25 protein-coding genes are annotated in these 23,968 nt (G+C 65.2%); 9 read left to right on the forward strand and 16 right to left on the reverse strand.

Annotated features, from left to right (window positions below; translation table 11 throughout):
- Nucleotides 1-17: 17 nt before the first annotated feature.
- The gene (locus tag AB0L82_RS37880) at nucleotides 18-707 is read right to left on the reverse strand and encodes a hypothetical protein (RefSeq protein WP_364648151.1); all 690 of its coding nucleotides are present in this window, start codon (nucleotides 705-707) and stop codon (nucleotides 18-20) included.
- A gap of 138 nt (nucleotides 708-845) precedes the next feature.
- Between AB0L82_RS37880 and AB0L82_RS37885 the strand changes: the two genes are divergently transcribed.
- The gene (locus AB0L82_RS37885; protein WP_364648154.1) at nucleotides 846-2,003 is read left to right on the forward strand and encodes a cytochrome P450; all 1,158 of its coding nucleotides are present in this window, start codon (nucleotides 846-848) and stop codon (nucleotides 2,001-2,003) included.
- Nucleotides 2,004-2,086: 83 nt separating this feature from the next.
- Complete coding sequence (locus AB0L82_RS37890; RefSeq protein WP_364648157.1) at nucleotides 2,087-2,731, forward strand: helix-turn-helix domain-containing protein; 645 nt, start codon at nucleotides 2,087-2,089, stop codon at nucleotides 2,729-2,731.
- Between the two features lie 5 nt (nucleotides 2,732-2,736).
- On the opposite strand, the gene AB0L82_RS37895 is transcribed toward AB0L82_RS37890, so the two are convergent.
- On the reverse strand, nucleotides 2,737-3,036 hold the full coding sequence (locus AB0L82_RS37895; protein ID WP_364648160.1) for a transcriptional regulator: 300 nt from the start codon (nucleotides 3,034-3,036) through the stop codon (nucleotides 2,737-2,739).
- Nucleotides 3,024-3,479 carry a hypothetical protein gene (locus AB0L82_RS37900; protein WP_364648163.1) on the reverse strand — a complete coding sequence of 152 codons (456 nt, stop codon included), beginning with the start codon at nucleotides 3,477-3,479 and terminating at the stop codon, nucleotides 3,024-3,026. The genes AB0L82_RS37895 and AB0L82_RS37900 overlap by 13 nt, the downstream gene beginning before the upstream one ends.
- 80 nt (nucleotides 3,480-3,559) lie before the next feature.
- Between AB0L82_RS37900 and AB0L82_RS37905 the strand changes: the two genes are divergently transcribed.
- The 3 genes from AB0L82_RS37905 to AB0L82_RS37915 all read left to right on the forward strand — a co-directional run bounded on the left by AB0L82_RS37905 (nucleotide 3,560) and on the right by AB0L82_RS37915 (nucleotide 5,656).
- The gene (locus tag AB0L82_RS37905; RefSeq protein WP_364648166.1) at nucleotides 3,560-4,306 is read left to right on the forward strand and encodes a methyltransferase domain-containing protein; all 747 of its coding nucleotides are present in this window, start codon (nucleotides 3,560-3,562) and stop codon (nucleotides 4,304-4,306) included.
- 256 nt (nucleotides 4,307-4,562) lie between these two features.
- Complete coding sequence (locus tag AB0L82_RS37910) at nucleotides 4,563-4,745, forward strand: hypothetical protein (RefSeq protein WP_364648169.1); 183 nt, start codon at nucleotides 4,563-4,565, stop codon at nucleotides 4,743-4,745.
- A gap of 131 nt (nucleotides 4,746-4,876) precedes the next feature.
- The gene (locus tag AB0L82_RS37915) at nucleotides 4,877-5,656 is read left to right on the forward strand and encodes a class I SAM-dependent methyltransferase (protein ID WP_364648171.1); all 780 of its coding nucleotides are present in this window, start codon (nucleotides 4,877-4,879) and stop codon (nucleotides 5,654-5,656) included.
- Nucleotides 5,657-5,675: 19 nt separating this feature from the next.
- Here the strand turns inward: AB0L82_RS37915 and zomB are convergent, their stop codons facing one another.
- From zomB to AB0L82_RS37935, 4 genes are all read right to left on the reverse strand, one after another.
- On the reverse strand, nucleotides 5,676-7,574 hold the full coding sequence (zomB, locus tag AB0L82_RS37920) for a flagellar motor control protein ZomB (protein ID WP_364648174.1): 1,899 nt from the start codon (nucleotides 7,572-7,574) through the stop codon (nucleotides 5,676-5,678).
- 481 nt (nucleotides 7,575-8,055) lie between these two features.
- Nucleotides 8,056-9,201 (reverse strand): low temperature requirement protein A, encoded by a 1,146-nt coding sequence (locus tag AB0L82_RS37925; RefSeq protein ID WP_364648177.1) that lies wholly within the window; start codon nucleotides 9,199-9,201, stop codon nucleotides 8,056-8,058.
- A 144-nt stretch (nucleotides 9,202-9,345) separates the two neighbouring features.
- A complete protein-coding gene (locus AB0L82_RS37930; RefSeq protein ID WP_364648180.1) occupies nucleotides 9,346-11,643 on the reverse strand; it encodes an MMPL family transporter in 2,298 nt (765 codons plus the stop codon).
- 74 nt (nucleotides 11,644-11,717) lie between these two features.
- The gene (locus AB0L82_RS37935; protein WP_364648184.1) at nucleotides 11,718-12,200 is read right to left on the reverse strand and encodes a hypothetical protein; all 483 of its coding nucleotides are present in this window, start codon (nucleotides 12,198-12,200) and stop codon (nucleotides 11,718-11,720) included.
- Nucleotides 12,201-12,312: 112 nt separating this feature from the next.
- Between AB0L82_RS37935 and AB0L82_RS37940 the strand changes: the two genes are divergently transcribed.
- Complete coding sequence (locus AB0L82_RS37940) at nucleotides 12,313-13,266, forward strand: endonuclease/exonuclease/phosphatase family protein (protein WP_364648187.1); 954 nt, start codon at nucleotides 12,313-12,315, stop codon at nucleotides 13,264-13,266.
- Nucleotides 13,267-13,307: 41 nt separating this feature from the next.
- On the opposite strand, the gene AB0L82_RS37945 is transcribed toward AB0L82_RS37940, so the two are convergent.
- Nucleotides 13,308-13,619 carry a hypothetical protein gene (locus AB0L82_RS37945; RefSeq protein WP_364648190.1) on the reverse strand — a complete coding sequence of 104 codons (312 nt, stop codon included), beginning with the start codon at nucleotides 13,617-13,619 and terminating at the stop codon, nucleotides 13,308-13,310.
- Nucleotides 13,620-13,705: 86 nt separating this feature from the next.
- Nucleotides 13,706-14,323, reverse strand: a complete 618-nt coding sequence (locus AB0L82_RS37950) for a helix-turn-helix domain-containing protein (RefSeq protein WP_364648193.1) — start codon at nucleotides 14,321-14,323, stop codon at nucleotides 13,706-13,708.
- Between the two features lie 108 nt (nucleotides 14,324-14,431).
- Between AB0L82_RS37950 and AB0L82_RS37955 the strand changes: the two genes are divergently transcribed.
- Both AB0L82_RS37955 and AB0L82_RS37960 read left to right on the forward strand, forming a co-directional pair.
- The gene (locus AB0L82_RS37955) at nucleotides 14,432-15,520 is read left to right on the forward strand and encodes a hypothetical protein (RefSeq protein WP_364648196.1); all 1,089 of its coding nucleotides are present in this window, start codon (nucleotides 14,432-14,434) and stop codon (nucleotides 15,518-15,520) included.
- A 78-nt stretch (nucleotides 15,521-15,598) separates the two neighbouring features.
- Entirely contained in the window at nucleotides 15,599-16,051 is a 453-nt protein-coding gene (locus tag AB0L82_RS37960) for a DinB family protein (protein WP_364648646.1), read from the forward strand.
- A gap of 29 nt (nucleotides 16,052-16,080) precedes the next feature.
- On the opposite strand, the gene AB0L82_RS37965 is transcribed toward AB0L82_RS37960, so the two are convergent.
- Genes AB0L82_RS37965 through AB0L82_RS37975 form a run of 3 tightly spaced genes read right to left on the reverse strand, consistent with a single transcriptional unit; the run spans nucleotide 16,081 to nucleotide 19,459 of the window.
- Complete coding sequence (locus AB0L82_RS37965) at nucleotides 16,081-16,824, reverse strand: succinate dehydrogenase/fumarate reductase iron-sulfur subunit (protein WP_364648199.1); 744 nt, start codon at nucleotides 16,822-16,824, stop codon at nucleotides 16,081-16,083.
- A 14-nt stretch (nucleotides 16,825-16,838) separates the two neighbouring features.
- Nucleotides 16,839-18,773 carry a fumarate reductase/succinate dehydrogenase flavoprotein subunit gene (locus AB0L82_RS37970; protein WP_364648202.1) on the reverse strand — a complete coding sequence of 645 codons (1,935 nt, stop codon included), beginning with the start codon at nucleotides 18,771-18,773 and terminating at the stop codon, nucleotides 16,839-16,841.
- Nucleotides 18,774-18,775: 2 nt separating this feature from the next.
- The gene (locus AB0L82_RS37975; protein ID WP_364648649.1) at nucleotides 18,776-19,459 is read right to left on the reverse strand and encodes a succinate dehydrogenase cytochrome b subunit; all 684 of its coding nucleotides are present in this window, start codon (nucleotides 19,457-19,459) and stop codon (nucleotides 18,776-18,778) included.
- A 206-nt stretch (nucleotides 19,460-19,665) separates the two neighbouring features.
- Here AB0L82_RS37975 and AB0L82_RS37980 point away from each other — a divergent pair, with 206 nt between their 5' ends.
- Nucleotides 19,666-20,628, forward strand: a complete 963-nt coding sequence (locus AB0L82_RS37980) for a LysR substrate-binding domain-containing protein (RefSeq protein ID WP_364648205.1) — start codon at nucleotides 19,666-19,668, stop codon at nucleotides 20,626-20,628.
- Nucleotides 20,629-20,664: 36 nt separating this feature from the next.
- Here the strand turns inward: AB0L82_RS37980 and AB0L82_RS37985 are convergent, their stop codons facing one another.
- From AB0L82_RS37985 to AB0L82_RS38000, 4 genes are all read right to left on the reverse strand, one after another.
- Nucleotides 20,665-21,900 (reverse strand): TetR/AcrR family transcriptional regulator, encoded by a 1,236-nt coding sequence (locus AB0L82_RS37985; RefSeq protein WP_364648208.1) that lies wholly within the window; start codon nucleotides 21,898-21,900, stop codon nucleotides 20,665-20,667.
- 131 nt (nucleotides 21,901-22,031) lie between these two features.
- Nucleotides 22,032-22,595, reverse strand: coding sequence for a TetR/AcrR family transcriptional regulator (locus AB0L82_RS37990; RefSeq protein ID WP_364648211.1), 564 nt, complete (start codon nucleotides 22,593-22,595; stop codon nucleotides 22,032-22,034).
- Nucleotides 22,596-22,599: 4 nt separating this feature from the next.
- A complete protein-coding gene (locus AB0L82_RS37995; RefSeq protein WP_364648214.1) occupies nucleotides 22,600-23,256 on the reverse strand; it encodes a helix-turn-helix domain-containing protein in 657 nt (218 codons plus the stop codon).
- Between the two features lie 14 nt (nucleotides 23,257-23,270).
- The gene (locus AB0L82_RS38000; protein ID WP_364648217.1) at nucleotides 23,271-23,963 is read right to left on the reverse strand and encodes a hypothetical protein; all 693 of its coding nucleotides are present in this window, start codon (nucleotides 23,961-23,963) and stop codon (nucleotides 23,271-23,273) included.
- Nucleotides 23,964-23,968 lie beyond the last annotated feature (5 nt).

Genomic DNA, 23,968 nt, shown 5'->3' on the forward strand with positions numbered 1-23,968 from the left:
CCACTACCTGGCCTTTCTCACACTGGCTGCCGCACTGACCGGCTACAAGAAGCTCGCGAAAACACGAGCGAAATCATCCACGTGAGACACGGTCTTAGTGTCAGATGCCAGGCGGCGCGGTCCAGGAAGAGAGAGCGCGGGTCGGTGGACAGCAGGCCCGGACCCAGTGTTCCGAACTGAGCCCACCACTCGCTGAAGGTCCACTGGTCTCGAAGGAGTTTTACCAGCACCTCAGCTCGCGGATGCGGGTTGGCGTCACGGTTCGGACGGTTCACCGGGCCACCGATCCGCCACACAATCCGGTCCGTATTCGGCACGCCCCATACTGCGAGGCGTTCGATCGCCGTGCGTGCGGCGGCTTCCGCCCGCGTCACGCCTTCGACGTCGAGCGTCAATGCGATGACCGCAGCCGCCGGTGGCGAGTCGACGATCGGAGAATCCAGCAGGATTTGGCCAACCGTGCCGCACTCACCGCAGGTGAAGGCGTCTTCCTCCCAGTCATCCTCGGCCGAGGTGTAGCCGCCGACAGTGCCTCGCCCCTTGCAGCGGGAGCAGGTCGCGAGTTCGGCCACCTGGAACCTCCGGCGCGGATCGCGGTCCAATGCGGTCGGTAGCGCGGCCCGTGCCGGGCGCATGACTTGCTCGAATAGTCGCTGACGTTCTATCTGTCCGTCCATGACGCCCCCCGAATAGCTCGTGGTGACCATATCGGTCGATCACTCGAATGCGCCATAACGCCCGTCGCCCCGGCCGAATGCGCCGATTTACGCCATCTCCCGCGCCTCGAGCGGGACCATGAGTACCGGCCCGCAGCAACCGCCTGGCCGTGTGGGAAAGAGATGCCTGTGAAGCCGTCCGACCTGCCCCGTGATCCACGCTTCTACACGGCTGCAGAGCCGTTCGAGGAGCAGGAGATGCTGCATTTCACCCGGATGGCGGACGTCGTCGAGATCTTCCGGTTGGAGAAGAAAGGCGCGTTCACAACGGATTTCAGCTATCTGCTGGAGTTCGTCGGGGGGATGGGGGTGCCGATGCCGGAGCGGCCGCATCTGAACATGTTGTTTCCGTGGACGCGGGGTGAGACGCGAGCGGATGGGTCGCCAGGCAGACATGCGGTGCTGCACGAGCTCCTCGCCAAGCATTTCGGTAGGAACTCGATCGCCGAGCTGGAACCGACGGTTCGCGATTTGGCCGCGAGGGGAGTGCGTGAAGGAATCGAAAACTCTTCGGGTGAATTCGATTTGGTGGAGTTCGCGAGCACTCTGTCGTCCCGGGCGGTCTCGTCACTGCTGGGGCTGCCGCTGGATGTAGCCACCATCGTCCGGGAGGAGGTGGAAGCCTACGAGAAACGGCCGGGATTCGAGGCCCTCGAACCGGAGTCGCCCGCCCTGCGCTCGTTCTTCCAGGGGCTGTTCGACAACCAGCCCGAAGACGGTCTGCTGGCGGATCTTTCGGCCGCCCACGCCGCGGGAGCCATAGACGTGGACGAGCGCGACGCCCTGGTCTGGGGCTGCTGGGCAGCCGGACTGAGCACCACGGCGACCGCCATCTGCCTGCTCATCGGCCTCGGCATTGAACTCGACCTACTCCCTGCCGCAGCCACCGCCGACGATCAGTGGCTGGATGCCGTAGCCCACGAAACCCTGCGCTACGCAACCCCATTCACCCTGGTGCCGATGTTCGCCACCCGCGACATCACCCTCACCAACGGCGTGAAACTCCAAGCCGCCCAACCAATCCAACTCGCCCTATCCGCCGCCAACCGCGACCCGGCGGTCTTCGGCCTCGACGCCGACACCTTCCAGCCCGGTCGCCCCCACTCCCACATCGCCTTCGGACTCGGCATGCACTGGTGCCTCGGCGACAGCCTCGCCCGCCTCGAAATGCGCACGGCACTCAGGGAACTCGCCCGAACCCTCACCCCGGTTACCATCCGGGAATGGCGCCGCGACGCCGGTCTGCTCGACCGCGTCGCCATCGCCCGGCTCGCCGGTCTCAGCTGATTTCGGAGAAGACCTAGGGATGTCGCGTTCAGATTAGGCGGCAATCAGAACGGAGTATTCCGTTTCAATGCTAGCCTGTAGGTATGCCGAAAACGTCCGATTCCCGAGCTCAGCCGCCCCTGGTCGGCCGGAGAGCACAGGCGGCCCGCAATGATGAAGTGATTCTGGACGCCGCACGAGCGGTATTCCTGGCCGACGCCCATGCCCCGATCGCCGCTGTCGCCGAGCGGGCAGGGGTGGGAATCGGCGCGCTCTATCGGCGCTACCCGAGCAAGGAGATCCTGTTACGGACGCTCTGCTCCGATGGGCTGCGCCGCTATGCGCTGGAAGCTGATGCGGCGCTGCAGAATTCGGACGGGTGGCAGGGGTTGGTCGACTTTCTGCAGCGGGTCGTCGACGCCGACGTGCACTCATTGACGGTGCACCTTGCGGGCATGTTCACCCCGGATGATTCAATGCTGCCCGATGTCGCGCCGCCCGCCGAGGCCACCGACGAGATCGTTCGCCGCGCGCAATCCTCTGGACGCCTGCGCCCCGGTGTCACCGCAGCGGATTTGGGCATCATTCTCGAATCGTGCGCGGCCATCTCGGCCTCGGATCCGGAGCGCGCCGCGCATTTGCGACGCCGCCTGCTGGCCCTGCTGGTGACGGGTCTGACCGTGGACGGTGAACTTCCCGGCCCACCGCCCGAACCGGCCGAGTTCGCCTGGCGTTGGCAGCGGCGGTAATCCGGTCAGGACCCTGCTTCGCCTGCCATCCGCGTCAATCGGGTCAGCGCCGCGAGATGCGCGTGATACGCGGTGCGGCCTTTGTGAGTAAGGGCCAGCCAGGTCTTCGGCTTACGACCGTCGTAACCCTTGGTGACCTTGATGTATCCGGCAGACTCGAGCAGTGTCATCGCCTTGGACAGCGTCGACTTGTTCAGCTCGCACAGCTCGGTGATGACCAGGAATTCGGCCTCGGTGCACCCGTCGAGGAATGCCACGAGCTTGAGCCGTGGCAGAGAGGCGAACAGTTCGTTCAGTTGATCCACGGCATGGTCCGAGGCCGTGCCTGCGTCATCCAAATCCATCCACCCGCAATCACTCCGGCCAAACCGCACAGCCATCCGTACAACGCCGGAAACGCGAGACCAAGCATAGGCACCATCGGCGCCAGCACCACCACGACCAGGATCACCTTCCACATCGAGACCGGCGCCGGGACCAGACCCCGCTCGCGCCGGACCCTGGCCAGCCAGCGTGAAACCGCGAAAAACGCTGCCAGCGAGAGGGTTCCGCCGATCAATCCGATGAGGTTGAGCGCGCTGGTGAAGTCGATTTGGGCCTCGGCCACGCCGAACAGCGCGACGCCGAGCCCGGCGAGCAGCCCGGCGGCGACGGGTCCCCAGGTGGGTAGCTCGGCGGCATCGCGAGCCTGACGGGTGGCCGCGGCGGCGATTTCCAGCGCCTGCTCCGGCGTGTGCATGTCGTGCATGAATCGACCGTATATCGACTGGTTTCCATTCGGCAACCAGTTTCCCAACTCGAACGGCTTTCGCGAGTACGGTACCGAATATGCTCGACTACGACATCGAGGCCGCGACCTACGACCGAACTCGAGGCGGCGACGAGCGCGCAGCGGCCGCCGCCGAAGCCGTGCGCACGCTACTGCCCGCCGACGCGCGCACGGTGGTGGACGTGGCATGCGGAACCGGAATCGTCAGCACCCGACTGCGCGCACCCGACCGCCTTGTCCTGGGCGTCGACCTCTCAGCGGGCATGCTCGAATACGCACGCCCGCGACTGGACGGCGCGGTCGTGCGCGCCGATGCGACGAGCCTTCCCATCTCCGACGCGACCGTCGACGCCGTTCTGTTCATGTGGCTACTGCACCTGGTCGGACCCGAAATCGCCGAACAATCGATCGCCGAAGCCGCCCGCATTCTGCGACCGGGCGGAGTGGTGATGGCCACGGTCGACAAGGAATTCGCCGTCTACGGCACACGGAGCGATCTGGCCACGATCCTCGAACCCGTCCACCGCATGCTCGTGACCGAAACATCCGATGCCCCAACACGATTAACCGAGGTCGGCCATCGTCACGGGCTCGAGCCAGCTGGGCAAGCCGCGTACACCGGACACGGCCAAGGGCGCTCACCCCGCCAACTGCTCGGTGCGTTGCCGCACATCGCCTGGTTTCAGCGACTCGACGACGACGCTGCGGCCGATCTCCAGTCCAGGATCATCGCACTGCCCGATCAGGACGAGCCTCGCCCCGACCCGGTGTATCGCATTGCGCGCCTGCGTAAAGCGTCCTCCTGATGCACGCCGGTGTTGCCCGGGGCGGATATTCGCTGGAATCCATTGCCGAGCCCCCGTATACCTGACAGGCACGACGAAGTTCGGGTATGGAGTTGGAGGTGGCGGAATGACGTTGAGCCGCAAGGGATCACGACCGATTACGGTTGATGGGATCGGGTATCGGTGGAGGTTGCGGGGGCGGGCGACCTATAGCCAGGCGTTGGGGTGGACGCCGTGTATCTACGCGGTTGATCGGCCGGAGCGGGGTGGCTCGACGTTGTTGGTCACCACCGATCGTTTGCATCCGAGCGTCGCCTGGAGCACCGAGGAGATCCGGCCGGTGCTGCCCGGGGAGGTTGCCGACACCATTAGGGAGGCGCTGGCGCGAGGGTGGGAGCCGGATGTGGACGGGACGCCGTTTCGGCTCGATCTGTCCAGCGGAGCCGCGGTGCGGGGCTGATCGCGCCACTGCATCTGATCGGATCAATGCCCCATCCGGGCTTGCGTCGGATCGCACTCTTGCACCGATATCGGGCGAGAATCCCTCCGTGGGAGCGGTATTCGCGGCCCGGGCGTGGGTAGGGTGGGCGCATGGAACAGGGTGGGCGGGACGTTCTGGCTTCATCGTTCGGTGCTGCTGCGGCCGACTATGCCGCGCATCGGCCGGACTATGCGCCCGCCGCGGTGAGCTGGGCGCTGGCTGGTGCGCCCGGTCCGCGGGTGCTCGATCTCGGGGCCGGGACGGGGAAGCTGGCTGGGAACTTGGTTGCCATGGGCGTCGATGTTGTTGCGGTTGAGCCTGATTCGGCGATGTTGGTTGAATTGCGGCGGGGGTTGCCGGGGATTCGAGCGTTGCCGGGGAGTGCCGAGGGGATTCCGCTACCGGATGGTTCGGTTGATGCCGTGCTGGCTGGCAATGCGCTGCACTGGTTCGATATGGATGTGGCGAGCGCGGAGATCGCCAGGGTGCTGGCGCCCGGCGGTGTCTTCGCCGGGTTGTGGAATGTCATGGATGACAGCGTTGAGTGGGTCGCCGGGTTGGCGCGGGTCGCCGGAAGTGCGGCTATCGGGGTGCGGGATACGGTGAGTAGCTGGCGTGGAGCCACGGCGGCACTGCATCTTCCCGGTGCCGGTGGGCTCGGCCGGTTCGGATCAGCCGAACAAGCCGAGTTCGCGCATGGGCAGCGGCGTACCGCCGAATCGCTTGTCGCGACGCTCAGCACTCGTGCGGGGGTACTGGTCATGCCAACTCAGGAGCGGGAAGCCCTGCTCGGGCGCGCTCGGGCCTTCCTGACGAGCGTTCCCGCGACAGCTGGCGGTGAGTTCACCCTTCCACTGATGACCGGTGTCCTGCGCACCCGTCGTCTTTGACCCCTGTAGTCAAGCGATCTCACCACTGGCAGCGGGCCAGCTCCTGTTCGGGAACACGATCGATGCGGTATCTGGCGTAACCCAGTGAGTGTGTGATGTTGCGCAGGAGACGATCCGAGGTCAACGGTGCCCGCACGGAGTCCAGGAGGTCCCGGGTCTGCGGGCAGGTCAGGGCCGTGCCGATGCGGGCCACCCAGCCTTCGTCGAGGTACAGGGGCAGACGGGGGTGGCGGGTGGCCATATCGGAATCGACTACGGCCCAGTCGGAGTCGAGGTTCTTGTCGTGCCCGATGCGGGCGTTGGGGAAGCGGAAGGTGTGGGCCGCCAAGGGATACGCCAGCCCGACGGGATCCAGGACTCGGACAGCCAGGGGCATGTTCATGCTGATCATGCCGAGGTTGACGTAGAAAACAGTGTGGGAAGACGCCACATTGGGGGAGCGGGGCGGGACGACGTACCAGGTGGTGAATGACGGTGTATTGATGAGCAGGCCACCGGCGGGATTGGCCGCGAGGTCGACGATCATGGGCCGGAGCCGAGGATAGTCCAGGTAGTCCTCGGCGCGGATCGGGTGAGCGTGACCGGTGTTTTGGATGTAGTAGTGCCGTTCGTCGGCGATGCCGGTGGGGGTGATCCCGTTGGGAGCGGTGATGGCAATGACGTTGGCGGCGTGCAGAGCCCAGCCCGCGACTGCGGCAAACGATGCGATACGAAGTACTGTCGCGCGCGGATTCATGTGCGCGGCAACAATGTTCACTGGCATGACCATGACGGGCAGCAGTACGCAGAACAGCGGCGGTAGCAGCATGCGACCGTGCATGAAGTCGCCGCCCACCCGAGTTTGGTAGATCGTCAGCAATGCGGCGGCGCCGAGCGTCAGGGCCACGACTGCCGACGGAGTTCGCAGCCACATCTTCACTAAGCGAATACGCTGGCGCGGAGTGGCTTTCGAGCGGTTGATCAACCGAATCCTATGGCCCAACCCGCGCGAGCGCACCGTCGCCAGAGCCGCGAGGGCCAGTATGACCAGGGGCACCCAGAGCCAATACGGCCCGATCAGATTCCACAGGTAGGTCAGTCCCTGCCGCCATTTCGCCCCGCTGGCGTCCTTGGCGACGGCGGTGTTCGGGTACGGCAGACCGTAATAGCCCATCCGCCAGATCTGATAGCTGACCGGGACCAGACCTGCGAACACGACACATGACAGCCGGAATATCCACGGGCGCAAGCTGATACCTGGCATCGGTGCACATGTGATCATGAGCAGCGCGGGAATTCCGGCCATGGCCATCTCCGGCCGGATCAGCGGCGCCAACCCCGCGAAGAAACACAGTCCGAATACGTCGGCGCGGCCCATGGTCTGGGCGCGACTCCAGCGGATCATCCACCACCACAGCACCGCGAGCCAGCAGATGACCAGGCTGGATTCGAGCCCCGAGGTGGCGTAGTCCCGCGCCGGTGGCAACGCAATGTAGACGAGAGCACCTGCCGGAAAAAGCAATTGGCCGCCGCCACCCCACAGCCGTGCCGTCCCCGCCATGGCGAAGACGATGGCGGTGACCGAGAGCGTCAGTGCGATGCCGAGCACCACGTACTCGAGCCGCGCTTCGGTCAGCCAGCTGAAGAACCAGATGAGATAGGTCCACGCCGTACTGGTGTTGACCTCGACACGCTCGCCCGCGTTGAAGACGGGTCCGTTGCCCGCCAGCAGATTTCGCACCGTACGCAGCACGGTCAATCCGTCATCGGCGATCCATCGGCGATCCCAGACCCCGTAGGCGAAAGTCCCTGAGGTGAGCAGAATTCCGCTCACCAGAACCGTGCGAGCGAGCCGTCGGTTGATCGGCGCGTGTTCCCGCTCCTGCTCGATTTCGTCAGCGGTCCCGCTCGTCGTCACGGCCGAAGCGGTCAGCGTCACCCGCGCGAGCCGACCGTCACGGTTCCTGCGAAATCCGCTCTTCGCGGTCCGAACAAGTAGCTCATGAAATCCCCTCGACTGGTACGGCCGAACCATATCGCCTGGTCCGGCAATCCCCCAGCCACCAAAAGTGGGGCTTTCACTTCATCTGGCACACCCGTACCGGTACTGCGGTTCCGGCCCATTGACCGGCTTCGAGCTCACGCTCGATAGCCGTTGCGGCGTAGTTCATTCCAGCACTGCGCAGCTGAGCGATCCGCCCCCGCACGCCGTCGATCCCGTATGACCGGACGACGTCAGCGATCCCGACCCTGCGGGATTCGACTCCGAATCCCGCAGTGGCATAGCTGATTTCCATCACCACCCCCATAGGGAACCCTGCCGATTCCCCCGCCGAGCCTAGCCTGCTGCAAGAACACCTGCACATGCAGAGCCCGGCTTTGTGACACGTAATAGTCTGTGGCACAGCCGAGTTCTCGGATCAGGAGCGCGCGGGCAGGCGAACCAGTGCCAGGGGGCGATTCGTCGATACCACCCAGTGCTCATAACCGTTCAATGCGGCGATCGCGGCGGTGACGATGATCAGCGTCACGATGCCGGGCAACAGCGCCCCCACCGCGGCGACGACGAACAACCCCAGCGCGGTGACGGTCCGCCCGACCGTCGGAGCGCCGAACATACGCCAGCGGGTGAAGCAGAACCCGAGTACGAACAGCGCGGCCCCGAGCGCGAGCAGGTGCCCGTTGACTCCGTGCGCGATCTCGGTGGGATGTTCGACCACCGCGCGCGCACCCACCGAGACCAGCACGAGGCCGATCACCAGCAGCATGTGCCCGTAGCTGAGCACATCGCGCACCACGGTCGCGCGAATCGCGTTGGTGCGCAGCGAGTGTTCGATGGCGGCGAATCCGTACGCGAAGTACAGCCACCACAGTCCGCAGCCGAGCGCGAAGGTCAGCGCGATGGCGATCCAGGCGGACACTCCCAGATGTGACTCCGCTGCCCCATTGCCCACCGAGGCAACCGATTCGCCGAGCGCGATGATCACGAACAGCGCGAACCGCTCGGGCAGATGGGTCGCGCCGAACTGCATCCCCTGCAGCGTTCGCGACCGCACAGCCGGACTGGCGAACGCCAACAACACCGCGGCGATCCAGATTCCGTCGCGCACACCACCAGACGGCACGAATGCCGCGATGACCAGCAAAACCGAGCTGACCAGCGTCACCGCGTACGGGTTGAGCCAGGTCTCGAACGCCTTCTTGCGGCGCATCGCGTTCCACAGCAGCAGTCGCAGCACCAGATGTGCGCCCGCGAAGATGAGCGGTGTGGCGCGCCCGGTGAACGCGTGCGGCGCGGTGATCGCCATGACGAACATGCACAGTCCGGCCACGAACAGGAAGAACCGCTGCCGGTCGGTGTCTTCCACCCCGTGCACCGCGAGCGTGACGCCCACCCATGACCACCACATCACGGCCAGCAGCAGTACCGCCTGCCCCACCGCGCCCCAATTCGGATGTCCGACGGGCAGATGCGCCGCCTGGGTCACCGCGAATACCAGCACCAGATCGAAGAACAATTCAGCCCAACTGGCCCGGTCATGCGCCTCGTGCAGAGGTTCGGTCAACGTAAATCCTTGTCTAGCGGTCGATCGAAAGCGTCCCACTGTAACCAGGCAATGCCGTCGAAATTCCCGCGCCACCGCAGTGCCTACCGGGAAGCGGAGGTCCAGGCGCCTGTCCGGTATGTCGGAAAGCCTGCCGAATGTCGGTCACGACGATGCGGACGAGGCCACGGTCGTGGCCGACACATCGGTCGAGCTTGCTGTGGTTCGAACGCTCTCTGAATCCCACACCGTCGACTCGCTCAGACCGAATCGAGAGTGCCAGCGGGCCAGGGGACGCGGTGCCCACCAATTGGCGCGGCCGAGCAGGGTCATGAAGGCCGGGACCAAGAGGGTGCGGATCAGGAAGGCGTCGACGAGCACTCCGATGGCCAGGCCGAAACCCAGGGCGCGCATGAATGAGACCTGGCCCGCGCACATGGCGGCGAAGACGATGATCATGATCGTCGCTGCCGCGGTGACCAGTCGGCCGGTATGAGCCATACCCAGCGCCACCGAGCGTTCGTTATCGGCGGCGGTGCGTGGCGAGGCGAGCCATTCCTCTCTGATGCGGGCGAGTACGAACAGTTCGTAGTCCACGGCCAATGCGTAGGCGACGCAGGCCAGGAACGGCGGGTTGATCGGGTTGACCGCGCCGGTGGCGGTCGTGCCCAATGCGCCGAGGTGCCCATCCTGGAAGATCCACACCAGCGCGCCGAGCCCCGCGCCGAGCGAAAGCAGGTTCAGCAGAAAGGCTTTGATCGGCAGGACGACGCTGCCGGTCATGGCGAACATCAGGATCAGGGTGATCACCGCGACCAGGAGTAATACCGCGGGGATTTTGCTGGTGACCCCGCGCGTGTTGTCGATATCGCGCTGAGCGAGTCCGGTGAACAGAGTCGGCGCGGGTGGGGTGATCCGCTTCAATTCGGTGAGTTGGCGTTTTCCGCTGTCGCTGAACGGGTCTCGGTTCGTGGAGACGGTCAGATAGGCCGCATGACCTTTGAGCGCGGCGCCGAGCGTCGCGGGTCCGATCGAATGCCCTTGGGCGTAGATACCGTTGGGGCTCGCGACCGTCATCACGCCGTCGACATTGGATAACGCGGCGGCATATCGCGTGACATCGCCCGGTGCGGTGATGCCGTCGGGCATCACGATGACTACCTGTCCGGCGAGATTCTGCTGCGGGAAGTCCGCGCGCAACATATCGCCGGTCTGCCGCACGGATGTCGAGGGTTGCAGCGCACGGTCATCGGGGAATCCCAGTGTGATACCCGCCAGTGGTGCTGCCATCACCGTCAGCACACCACCAATGACGAGAACCACCGCGATCGGCCGCCGGGTGGCGAAATGCGCTGCGCGATACCAGAACCGCTGCTCCGGAGGCACGAATCGGATTGGCGGCCTGCGCAACCACCGGCGCACGGGTGTGCGCAGATCGAAGGCGTCCAGCCGAGAGCCCAGCAGCACCAGTAGCGCGGGTGCGATCAGTAGCGCGCCGATCAGCGCGAATCCGATCGCGATCGCGCCGCCGAATCCCATGGACCGCAACATGTATTGCGGGAACACCGTCAACACCAGGAAGACCGACCCCATGATCAGCGCAGAGAAGGTCACGGTACGTCCGGCGGTCTGCATGGTGATCGACACCGCCCGGTGCGGTGATCTGCCGGTCCCGATCTCCTCGCGATATCGGCTGACCATGAGCAGCGTGTAATCCACCGCCATCGCGAGCCCGCACGCGGTGGCGACGTTGATGGCGAAACTCGAGACGCCGGTGAACCAGTGCAGCGCCCACAGCGTCGCGGTTGTTCCGGCGATGGCGAAGAACGCCACCAGCAACGGGATGACAGACGCCACCGCACTGCCGAAAATCCACACCAGGGCAAGAAAAGTGAGCGGTATCGCGATGGCTTCGAGCAGCAGCAGGTCACTGCGGGTCTGCTTCTGCATTTGGCTGAAAACCATCGCCTGCCCACCCGCGGTGACGGTCACGCCGTCTCGAGTACCGAGCAGGGGTTCGATCAACTCGCGAGCGCGCACGGGCGCATCCACGTCATCGCCGATGATTTGAGCGGCGACCAGGGCCGTGCGGTGGTCCTGGCTCAGCAATGATCCGCTCAGTTGAGTGGGTGTCGTCCAATACGAAATCGGTTGCCGGACATAGGGTGAAGCTTGCAATGCGGTGAGAAGCGCCCTGCCGCGAGCGGCTGCCTCGGGGCTGTCCGCGCCCGCATCGCTGCTCACCGTCAGAACGATCGGTTCGCCGCCGGCCGAGAAGATCCCCTCCAAAACCTGCTCGGCCCTTGTTGATTCGGCACCGGGTTCGGTGAAGAAGCCCCCGGCTGCCAGTTTCCAGGTGGCGGGTGCGGCGAACACACCGGCGAGCACCAGAAACAGCACCGCCGCGGCGACGATGCGGCGTGGTGATCGCCGTGCGATATCGGCCAATCCTGTCAGGAACATGTGTCGTGCCCTCTTCCCCGTGAGGTCAGCTCTTGTATGGCGTTGCGGGGCAGCGGAATCCGCCGCCGCGCAGATCAGGTGCAGATCGGCGAAGTCTGCTGCAGGCTAGCCGCCAGACCACACGCCCAGGCGCGTTCGAGTTTCCAGCGACCGTCCTCGGCGACGATCGGCACCTGAGCGAGGCTGGTCTGCCCCGAAAAGCTCAGCGTGGCATCGGCATTGGCGGTGCCGTTGCAGTAGTCGGTGACGTTGTCGATGACGACCGAGAAGTTCGCCTGCTGTAGCGCGGGCAGCATGCGGTTGAAGAGTCCGGGATCTCCGGCCGCGCCTTGAATCAGGTCGACCTTGTCGGCGGTGGGGATGTTCGGGTCAAGGCCCTTGGTCAACAGGCCATTGAGCAGGTCGACGGTGGGGGACCGGGGATATTTGCCGTGCTGGGTGCAGTCGACGGCGGTTGTGACGGCTGCTTTCGCCGGTGTTTTGTCCTGACCCCCGCAACCGGTGAGAAGCATGGTGGCGCAGGCCAGGAGCGGAAGAGCGGTGGACGCAGGTCGCATGGGCTTTCCTCAGTGCGATTGAATAATTCACATACTATGAGTCTGAACCATACTTCGAGTCGCTCACATGTCAATAGTCGGTCACGACCGCGTGTGATTGTCTGGTGCGGTGGTGTCGAAGTGGGTGGGGATCAGCGCGGGCGTAGTCGGATGGGCCGCGACGCTGACGGGAGTTGCCGGAATCGGGCTGCATTTCAGCTGGTCAGAGGCCGAGGTCCTGGTATTGGCGGCGTCGGGTGCGCCGTATCTGATGGGTGCCGCGCTGGTGGGAACCGTGGCGTTCGCGGCCACGCGACGCTGGATCGGCGCGGGCGTGGCAGGTGTCGTCGTGGCTGGTGCGGTGTGGACGCAGGCCCCGCTGTACCTCGGGAATTCAGGCGGGGCGAATGGGCCCGAAGTGCTGGTGATGCAATCGAACCTGCTGTTCGACGGCGCCGATCCAACCGCAGTCGTCGAGCGGGTGCGGTCGCGAAACATCACTGTGCTCACCGTCAATGAGCTCACACCCGCCGCGGTGGCGGGACTGGGCCGGGCCGGGCTCGACGAGGTATTGCCGTACCGGTACATCTCGCCCGGTAGGACCGCGACCGGGACCGGCATCTGGAGTCGATATCCACTGTCGGACACCGTCGAGTATGACGGGTTCGTGCTGAATCAGCTCTCGGCGACCGCGACTATCCCCGGCGCGGGACCGGTGTCGATCTACGCGTTCCATCCGGTGCCGCCGGTCTACGGGACTCGGGTGTGGGCGGACGAATTGTCCAGGCTACGTGCGATTCTCGCGCATGCGCCCGCGGATCGGCCGGTGATCGCGGCCGGTGACTTCAACGCGACCTACGATCACGCGCAGTTCCGCGCGCTGCTGTCGGAGCGCTTCAGCGATGCCGCCGAACAGGCGGGCGCGGGACACTTGGTCACCTATCCCACCGATAAACGATTCCCGGCGTTGGTCGGCATCGACCATGTTCTCATCGCGCGGGGGAGCGCGGTCACCGTCGAGACGGTGAATCTGCCGGGCGCGGACCATCGTTCACTCGTGGCGCGGATTCGTCTCGACCACCCGTAACCCCACTTCCGCTGCGGAAGTGAGGCTTTCGGGATCTCAGCTCAGCGGCGCTGGAACAGGCAGAACGCTTCGGACGAGGCTGCCGCCGAACCGGTGCCGCCGGTCTGGCAGGGGCGGTTGGCATCTCGGGTTTCCAGGTAGAGCGCGTAGTAGTAATCCCCGGTCGACGAATTCGGTGACGTGGCGCTGCACCGGAAGCCGAGAACCTCGCCGCGCACCTGGGTCTTGCCGGCGTACTCGCAGGCCGCACGGGTCGGGAAGGTCCCGCCGTCGATAGTGCGGGCCTGCGCGGCGCCGGCGGCGAAACCGGTGAGCGCGATACCGGCCAGGGCGAGGGTGATGACCCTGTTCAAAGCGTATGTCCTTCCGTGCCAGCCTGATTCGGCATTGGTGTCGCCGATCGGCCGAACGGTATCAATGGAAATGTCCGAATCACAAACTAGGACTTCGGTTGTGCGCGCAATCCCCTGAGCATGGTGAACGTGACGAGTTCGACGTCCTCGGTGAGCTGTTCGGGATGCTCGGCCAGGGCTACCGTCATGGACGCCTCGGCCAATAGCCGGAAGACGAGCTGCGCGGCGACATCGGTATTCACCGGACGCAATTCGCCGACCCGGGCGAGTTCGGCCAGCATGCCCTCGATCAACGGCATGGCGACGGTGGCGTCCAGTTCGCGGGTGCGTTCGGAGCCGAGCACGCTGGTGGCCTGCCGCAGCAGTGCGCGGGTGTCCGGATCGGCGGCATAGCAGGAGATCGCCTGCTGCGCGGCGGCCTCGGCTCGATCCCAGGGGGAGAGGTCGGGCGCGGCGGCGGCCTTGGTGACCTCGAGCATGACGATTCGCTCGGCCTCGAGATACACCTCGGCGAAGACCTGCTGTTTGTCCTGGAAGTGGTGATAGACCGCGCCCTTGCTCAGCTGGGATTCGCGCGCGATGTCATCGACCGAGGTCGTGTCGAATCCGCGCTCCACGAAGAGCTTGCGGGCCGCGTCGAGGATCGCGGTCCTGGTCAGCGCGGCGTACATATCGCGGCGACTGCCGCCCTTGACCTCACTCACGGTTGGTAATCATACTGAACAGACTCAGAGTCGGTCTGCGACTTACAGTCGGTCACCGGCGTGGAGACGGTCCGGAACCCTCCGGACCCGAGGGATAGGGGAAACGCGATGAACAGTCGAACCGTGCTGGTGATCGGCGCCGACGGGGTCCTGGGCTCCACCGTCACCGCGGCATACGCCCGCGCCGGGTGGCACGTGCTGCGCGGGACACGCAGATACCGAGGCGACCCGGATTCGGTCACCGTCGACGTGTCCCGCCCCGAAACCATCGGCCCGGCCCTCGCGCGCGCCGACCTCACCGTCAACACGGTCGCCGACGAGGACCTGCGCGCCGAGCAATGGGCCCTCGAACACGGTCACCACATCCTCAATATGGCCACGGTCCCGGTGAACTCGGCGCGCAGACTCCGAATTCGTGCCGCCCAGAGCACTTCTCGCGGCACGGCGCTCCTCAACGCCGGATTGGCACCGGGGGTGACCAACCTGGTCATCGCCGATATGCTTGCGCGCCACCCGGAGTCGGACGCCATCGACTTCGTGATGTGCCTACCGGCGAGCGGTATGGCCGGCCGCGCCGCCGTGCACTTCGTACACGAGAACCTCACCACCATCGGCCAGCACGGCGTCTACAACAAACGCTCCCCCCGCCACGACACCCGCACGGTCACCCTCCCGAACCCGATAGGCAAAAAGAAATGCTTCGGCTTCGCCGAACGAGACCGAGCCTGGCTCCTGGACACCGCGGGCGGCCGCACCATCCGCACCTACGCCTACCTCGACCGCCCACACCTACACCGCCTGGTAATCGCCCTCAACCCCCTCGGCCTCCTCCCGGACATCCCCGAAACCCCCTTCCACCTCGGACGCCACTCCATCCCGCCCCACCCCACCACCGAACCGATCCTGCACTGGATCGCAACCAGCCGACAGGGCACAACCCTGGACATCCGCACAGTCGAATGCGCAGGTGGCTACCAACACGCCGCCCAAACCGCCCTGATCTTCGGCAACTCCCTCCTGCAAACCTCCCCACTCGGCTGCTTCAACCCCGAAGAACTCTTCACCCTGAATTCCCTACACCCCCAACTGAATACGGCCGGAATTCGCGTCACCACGAGAAGCCCGGAACCCACCCTCTCCACCGAACCTCGCCCGCGTACGGCGTCACCCCGTCCAGCCAGGACCGCGGCGATCTAACGGCATCATGGACGGATGGGGTCGACGGAGCGGAATGAATCCGATGAGGTTGCCGGAGAGCGGGAGACGCTTATCGGAATGCTGGAGTTCAATCGGGAGACGTTGGCACGGAAGTGTTCTGGGCTGACCGCTGATCAGCTGCGGTTGCGGGCGGTGGAGCCGTCGCGATTGTCGTTGATCGGGTTGGTTCGGCATTTGACCGATGTTGAGCTGGGATGGTTCGGGCGGGTGCTGTCCGAGGCGGAGGACACCCCGTTCATGTATTGGCGGGATGGGGCTCCCGATGGCTCCGACTTCGATGTGGACGATGCCGACGTGGACGAAGCACTCAGGTTGTGGCACAACGCGTGTGCCCAGTCGCGGCGGATTACCGACGCTTGTGAGTCGGTCGAGACCTTCGGTGTCTATCCGGAGGGCGGAGATCGCTACAGCTTGCGCTGGATTCTCACGCACATGATCCAGGAGTACGCGCGTCACAATGGGCACGCGGACCTCATTCGCGAGCGAATCGATGGACAGACCGGCGACTGAAGCGGTTGATGCCTCAGGCGCCGGTGGGGTCAGCGGCGCTTCAAGGTTGCTCGGAGCAGATCCTTGTTGAGGCGGCCGATGACGTCCTGGGGGATTTCCTTCGGGCAGGCGAGGGTGCATTCGCCGGTGTTGGTGCAGCCGCCGAAGCCCAGGTCGTCGTGGGTTTCGAGCATGTCGACCACGCGGGAGTAGCGTTCGGGCTGGCCTTGCGGGAGTAGGCCGAGGTGAGTGATCTTTGCCGCGGTGAACAACATGCCCGAACCGTTGGGGCAGGCCGCCACGCACGCACCGCAGCCGATGCACTCCGCGGCCTGAAAGGCGTAGTCCGCGTCCGGTTTCGGGACCGGTACGGCGTGGGCTTCGGGGGCGGTGCCGGTGGGGGCGGTGATGTAGCCGCCTGCTTCGATGATCTTGTCGAAGGCCGAGCGGTCCACGACCAGGTCCTTGACGACCGGGAAAGCCTTGGCGCGCCATGGTTCCACCGTGATGGTCTCGCCGTCGGAGAACTTACGCATGTGGAGTTGGCATGTGGTGGTTGCTTTTTCGGGGCCGTGCGGGGTGCCGTCGATGACGAGGGAGCACATGCCGCAGATGCCCTCGCGGCAATCGTGGTCGAAGGCGATGGGTTCCTCGCCCTCGGCGGTGAGGTGCTCGTTGAGCACGTCCAATGTCTCCAGAAATGAGGCGTCGGAAGAGATTTCGACCGGGTAGTCGACCAGGCGGCCCTTGTCGCGGGGGCCGCGTTGCCGCCAGATGCGCAATGTCAGCTTCATGTGGCTGGTCCTGTCTACTTGTAGGAGCGGGTGGTCGGGTGCACGTAGTCGAACTCGAGTGCCTCGCGGTGCAGGGTCGGCGGCGCGTTGTCGCCGCCCCATTCCCACGCCGCGACATAGGAGAATCGCTCGTCATCGCGGCGAGCCTCGCCGTCCTCGGTCTGGGATTCGGCGCGGAAGTGCCCGCCCGCGGATTCGGTGCGATGCAGTGCGTCGATCACCATGAGTTCGGCCAGCTCCAGGAAGTCGGCGACTCGACCGGCGCGTTCGAGCGATTGGTTGAGGTCATCGCCCGAACCCGGGACATTGACCCGCTGCCAGAACTCCGCCCGCAGTGCGGGAATGAGACCGAGCGCCTTGCGCAGACCCTCCTCGGTCCGCTCCATACCGCAGTGCTCCCACATAATGTGCCCGAGCTCGCGGTGAAAGGAGTCGACCGTGCGATCGCCCTTGATCGACAGCAGCGTGTCGACCATTGTGCGAACCCTGTTCTCGGCCTTGCTGATTGCCTCCTCGTCGACCTCCCCGACGGGCCCGCGCGCGAGATAGTCCCCGATCGCGGTCGACAGCACGAAATACCCGTCCGCCAGCCCCTGCATGAGCGCGGACGCACCGAGCCGATTCGCCCCGTGATCGGAGAAGTTGGCCTCACCGATCACGAACAGTCCCGGGATATTCGAGCGCAGGTCGTAATCGACCCAGAGCCCGCCCATCGTGTAATGCACCGCCGGGTAGATCCGCATGGGCATCTCATACGGATTCTCACCCGTGATCCGCTCGTACATCGTGAAGAGGTTGCCGTACTTGGCTTTTACGGCTTCGAGCCCAAGCCGCTCGATCGCGTCGGCGAAGTCGAGGTAGACCCCGAGTCCGCCCGGCCCGACACCGCGCCCCTCATCACAGACGTTCTTCGCCGCCCGCGAGGCGATATCGCGTGGCACCAGATTGCCGAACGCCGGATAGATCCGCTCCAGGTAGTAATCACGCTCAGCCTCGGGGATATCACCGGCTGTGCGCTGATCCCCGGCTCGCACCGGCACCCACACCCGGCCGTCGTTGCGCAGCGACTCCGACATCAGGGTCAGCTTGGATTGATGATTGCCCGACACCGGAATGCAGGTCGGATGGATCTGGGTGAAGCAGGGATTCGCGAAATACGCCCCGTGCTTATGCGCCCGCCAGCTCGCGGTCACATTCGAGCCCATCGCATTGGTAGAGAGGAAATACACATTGCTGTAGCCGCCCGAGGCCAGCACGACCGCATCGGCGGTGTAGGACTTGATCTCGCCGCTGATCAGATCCCGCACCACCACCCCGCGCGCCACCCCGTCGGCCATGATCAGGTCCAGCATCTCGTGCCGCGCATGCAATTCCACCGTGCCGAGCTCGACCTGGCGCAGCAGCGCCTGATACGCGCCCAGCAGCAACTGCTGTCCGGTCTGGCCGCGCGCGTAGAACGTGCGCGAAACCTGTGTGCCGCCGAAGGATCGGTTGTCCAGCAGCCCGCCGTACTCCCGCGCGAACGGAACCCCTTGCGCTACACACTGATCGATGATCTGCGTGGAGATCTCCGCGAGCCGGTGCACATTCGATTCCCGGGACCGGTAGTCCCCGCCCTTGACCGTGTCGTAGAACAGGCGGTGCACGCTGTCGCCGTCATTGCGATAGTTCTTCGCCGCGTTGATACCGCCTTGCGCCGCAATGGAATGCGCGCGACGCGGGGAGTCCTGGAAGCAGAACTGAATGACGCGGTAGCCCTGTTCGCCGAGCGTTGCGCCGGCCGAACCACCGGCGAGACCGGTGCCGATGATGATCACCGTCTTCTTCCGCTTGTTCGCGGGATTGACCAGCTTGGCCTCGAATTTACGTGTGGTCCAACGATTCTCGATCGGACCGGCCGGGACGGCACCGTCGGTGATCGCCTCGCCGATGTCGTAGAACTCACTCATGATTACCTCACCCATCCGAACGTGACGGCGATCGGAACCGCCAGAAACCCCGCGACCAACAGCAGCGACAGCGCTGCGGCCAACCGGTCGTATGCGGCATAGCTGCGACTGCTCGCCAGCCCCAATGTCTGGAACGCACTGCGGATTCCGTGCCGAAGATGCAGGCCGACCAGGATCACCGCCGAGACATAGAACGCCGTGATGTACCACCGAGACGGCTCGAAATCCGCGACGACCTTGGCGAACGGGGTCGCATCAGCACCTTCGGGATTCACCGCGCCAGCGGTCAGATCCAGCAGATGCCAGATCAGGAACAGCACGATGATCACCCCGCCGTACCGCATGGTGTGCACCGCGTATCCGCTGGCATGTGATTTCTTCTTGGCCGCGTACTTGACCGGCCGCGCCTGCCGCGCGGTGCGTGCGAGGCTGACCGCCGACCACATATGCAGGATCACACTCGCGGCGAGCATGACCTCCATGGCCGAGAGCAGCCACCTGTGCGGCAGCAGTGGCTCGCCCACCGTGCGCAGCCATTCCGCGTAATGATTGAAATCCGATGCCCCCAGAAAGACTTTGAGATTCCCCGCCATGTGGGCGATCAGGAACAGCACGAGAATGCCGCCCGTCACCGCCATTACGGCCTTCTTGCCCACCGTCGAGCGGTAGAGCGCCGGTATTGCCATAGCCACCAGCGAAAAGTACGTCCGGGCAGTTCAGGCGGTCCAAGTCCATGCCGCTCTGATCTCCATGGCCGCAGTCTATGAACCAAGCTGCGACGCCAATTACTACGCGCTGTAGCGGAAATTGGCGTGAGGGCTTTCACACGCGCCGCATGATCCTTATCTCTCGGAATCGAAAACCCGAAGTCGGTAGTCCTAGGCTATCGAGTGTGCAGTTGCAGCAGTTGTCGTATTTCCTGGCGGTGGCGCAGACTAGGCATTTCACTCGGGCGGCCGAGGTGCTGGGCGTCGCGCAGCCGTCGCTGTCCAAGCAGATTCGGGTGCTCGAACTCGAGCTGGGTGCACCGTTGTTCAGCCGTGCCAGAGGCAATATCACGCTGACCCCGGCCGGTGAGGCGCTGCTGCCGTTGGCGAATCGCATTCTGGCCGATGTGGATACCGCACGACTCGAGGTGCAGGAGCTCGCGGGATTGCGGCGCGGGCGGGTCCGGCTGGGAGCCACGCCATCACTCTGCTCGGGACTGCTGGCCGATATTCTGCGCCGCTTCCACGACGCCTATCCCGGTATTCGACTCATTGTGGAGGAGAGCGGATCTCGCGACCTGGTACGGGATCTGACCAAGGGCGACCTCGATCTCGCCTTGGTGATCCTGCCGCTTGCCGAGGACACTCCGCTGGTCACCAGCCCGATCCTGCGGGACAACCTGGTGGTGGCCTCGCAGGCGGGCGATGATTCGCTGCCCGCTCGGTCTCGCATGCGGATAACGGACCTGAAAGACCGGCCACTGGTGATGTTCCGCCAGGGCTACGACCTGCGTGAAGCCACCATCGCCGCGTGCCGCCAAGCCGGATTCGAACCGCGTTTCGCGGTCGAGGGCGGGGAGATGGACGCGGTCCTGCGGTTCGTCGAGGTGGGTCTCGGGGTGGCGGTAGTGCCCAGTACCGTGCTGGCGGGGCGGCCCGGTCTGCGCGGGACTCCATTGTCGTTGCACGACAATACAAGTGGGCAGAGCCTGCACCGAACGGTCGCGCTCGCGCATCGCAAGGATGTCGTCCCCACGCACGCCGCGACCGCGTTCCGCGCGACGCTGGAAGGCTTCCTCATCGACGCGGCAGCCGAGGGCGCCCTGCCGACCGGAGTCGAATCGCTGCTGTTGGCCGGTCGATTATGAAGTGCGCGAAGGGAATCGGCCCGTACGAGGCGAGCGCTAGCCGAACAGGACCGTGCGCATGAGATAGGCGACGTGCACCTGCGCGCACGCCGGATGCGCCGACCCGAACCGGCGGCCCAGATCGACCACGAGCGCCAGCGCGGAGTGCACCAGCAGCCGTGCCTCGGCGGCGGTGAGCTCGGGACGCGCGGCGACCAGCAGCCGAGCCCACTCTTCCACATTGAGGCGCTGCACATTTCGCAGCAGCGTGCGCTCGGTGGGTTCGACATTGCCGATCTCCGCGTAATAGACGAAGGTCAGCTCCCGTTCCTTGAACGAGCCCGCCACGTACTGCTCGATCAGGGTGGTCAGGGCCTGTTCGGGGGAGGCGGAAGCCGCGACGGCGGGGCCGACCGCGTCGGAAACGAGTTTGGCGGCGCGGCGGAAGGCGGCGGTCAGGATATCGCCCTTGCTGCGGTAGTACCGGTACACCGCCGACGGGGCGGGCAGGCCCGACGCCTCGGCGATATCCTCGACGCTCACATTCGGGTAACCGCGTTCGTGGAATAGCTCGATTGACTTGCGCAGCAACAGATCCGGAGTGAAAAGCGTGCCCGGGTCCGGCGCCGGTTCGGGCTCGGGCACCGGTACGGGTCCGGGTAGATCGCCGTGTGACACCGCCACGCACGCCGCGTGTAGTCGGCGGTTCAGGGCTTTCACCGGAAGCGTCACATGATGATCGCCGATGCTGGTGATGATGCTGTAAAGCGACTGCGAGAGAACGGCATTGGAGTCCTCACTCAGCTCCGGGCGGAGTTCGGCCAGCAGCGCCCGCATACCCCGATCGGCGGCAGCCAGTTCCGCGCCCAGCTCGCGGCGGTCCTCGGCGGTGAGATAGCGCCCCTGCCAGCGCAGCAGTGCCGCGCTGCGCCGATGGGCGATCGAGGCCGCGATGAGCGAATCGATCATCACGCGCACCCGATCATCGGGCGGCAGATCCGAATCGCCGGCGGGCAGCGCGACGGCCTGCAGGCATACCGAGCTCAGGCGCAGCATTTCCTCGCGGAAGAGCGCGTATTTACTCGGATAGTGCCGGTACAGCGCCGTGGAACTGATATCGAGCTGGGAGGCGATTTCCTCCATGCTCACCCCGTGATAGCCGAGCGTGCTGAACGCCTCGGCGGAGGTGGCGGCGATCATCGCGCGCCGGTTCTTGGGCCGGCGGCGCACCGGGCGCGGCTGTCCGGAGGCGGCCGCGGCCCCATGATCTTTTCGGTTGGCACCGGCTGACATGGACGCGATGTTACGGCAGCGAACAGCGCTGTTCGGCGTTCTATCGGGAACAGACTCGATTTGAATGAAAACTCACATATGTGTAGCAAATGGCACTTGACGGACGATATTCTTCAGCTCCGATACGGAAGTCAGGGTAACTTATGCCATCGCGCGGGTGACTCCCAGAACAGCGCGATCTGCATGAGCCAGATGACCCAGCGCTGCGGGCACAGCTTCTCATCGTCGCCGTAGACGCGCCCGAAGTCGACCACCAATCCCAATGCGGCGTGCACCAGGATGTGCGCTTCGGCGGGGGAGAGTTCGGGTCGCGCGGCAATCAGCAGCGCCGCCCACTGGTCCACGATCAGACGGCGCACCGTGCGCACCGGGGTGCGTTCGTCGACCGGCAGGTGGCCGGCCTCGGCGTAGTACACGTAGGCGAGTTCACGTTCGGTGAGCGCCTCCGAGGCGTAGTAGGTGACGATCTTCGACAATGCCTCCGCGGGACAGGAGGATTCGGCGATGGTCGGGCCGATGATCGCCACCATCCGATCGGTGACGCGGTGGAACGCGGTGGTGAGCAGATCGCCCTTACTGCGAAAATAGCGATACAGCGCCGACGCCGATTGCAGATCCGCCGCCAGCACAATGTCCTCCACGCTGACATTGGCGTAGCCGCGCTCATAGAACAGGTGAATCGCCTGCCGCAGCATGAGCTCATGCTTGAGCGGCGACGCGACCTCCGTGCCCGGGCGATCCGAGATCGAATCCGGCTCGGGCAGATCCGTCTCGACGATCGCCCAGCACAGCGAATCCAGCAGTGCGGAAATCGATTTCGCCGACAGCCCCACCCGATGGTCGCCGATGCTGCTGACCGCGCTGAACATTGCGATGACGCGCACCCCGCACTCGCGCGCCGACAGCTCTGGGCGCACCCCCCGCGACCAATTCCGACAGCATCGCCGTCGCCGTGGCGAACCGGTCGTCGAGGGTGGCGCGATCGGGCGGGTCCAGGTAGCGGGCTTCCCTGCGCGCCAAGGCAACCGTCGGCCGATTGGCGATGGTTCCGGCGACAATGGCCTCGAGCGCGTGCCCGAGTCGCCGCTGGGGCGTCCACTGCTGCGCCTGCGGCGGCAGGGTCACCGCCGCGACCGTCACCTCGGCCAAGCGGAACAATTCCGCGGCGAAGATCGCGTACTTGCTCGGGTAATGCCGGTACAGCGCCGCGGACGTAATGCCCAGGCGCGCACCGATATCGGTGATGCTCACCTGGTGGTAGCCGAGCTCGGCGAACGCTGCGGCCGAGGTCGCCGCGATCTGGGCGCGCCGATCCTTGGGGCGGTGACGATGCACCCGCACCTCCTCGGAAGTCATTGCCCAGCTTCACATCACGACTGCGGCGGCTGAACCAGCGGCGAGTTCAGCTTGTTCACCAGCCAGCGATCACCCGAATGCTCGAGACGCATCACCATCGACAGCTGCCCCGGAGCGGGCTTGCCCTGGGTGCCCAGGCTGGTGATGGTCTGCCCGATCACCACGATGGCCTCGGCGGAATTCTGGTCCCCGGTGCGGATGGCGCACTGCACCTCATTGGCCTCGGCGACCACCTGGCCCTGCGTGAGCACATCGCGCAGATCCTTGCTGGTGTTGTCGAATTGGGTCTTCCACTCGCCGGTGGCACCCGCGAGCACCGCGCTGAAGTACGCGTCCAGGTTCTTGGCGTCATAGGTGACCAGCACCGGAGCGTATTTGCACGCCGCCGCGCGGGCATCGGCCTGCGCGGCAAGCAGATCGCTGTCGTGCTGGCTGCGCTGGAAGAAGAACACGCTCGACCCGATGGACGCCGCCAGCGCCACCACCGCGGCGGCCCGTAGCGCGATGCGTCCTCGGGGACCCACCACAGGCAGGGTCAGCGTGCGCAGGCGCGACTTCTTCTCGCCTACGGGCTCTTTCGCGGGTTCCTCCGGATCGGTGGGCTTGGCGACCGACTCGACCGTGCTCTCCTCCGATGTGGTCGATTCCGCGGGTGCCTCCGCAACGACCTCGTCGGGCTTGTCATCCTCGATTTCTTTGCCGCTCATAAGTT

The sequence above is a fragment of the Nocardia sp. NPDC052001 genome, from assembly GCF_040680615.1.
In the GTDB taxonomy this organism is placed as follows: domain Bacteria; phylum Actinomycetota; class Actinomycetes; order Mycobacteriales; family Mycobacteriaceae; genus Nocardia.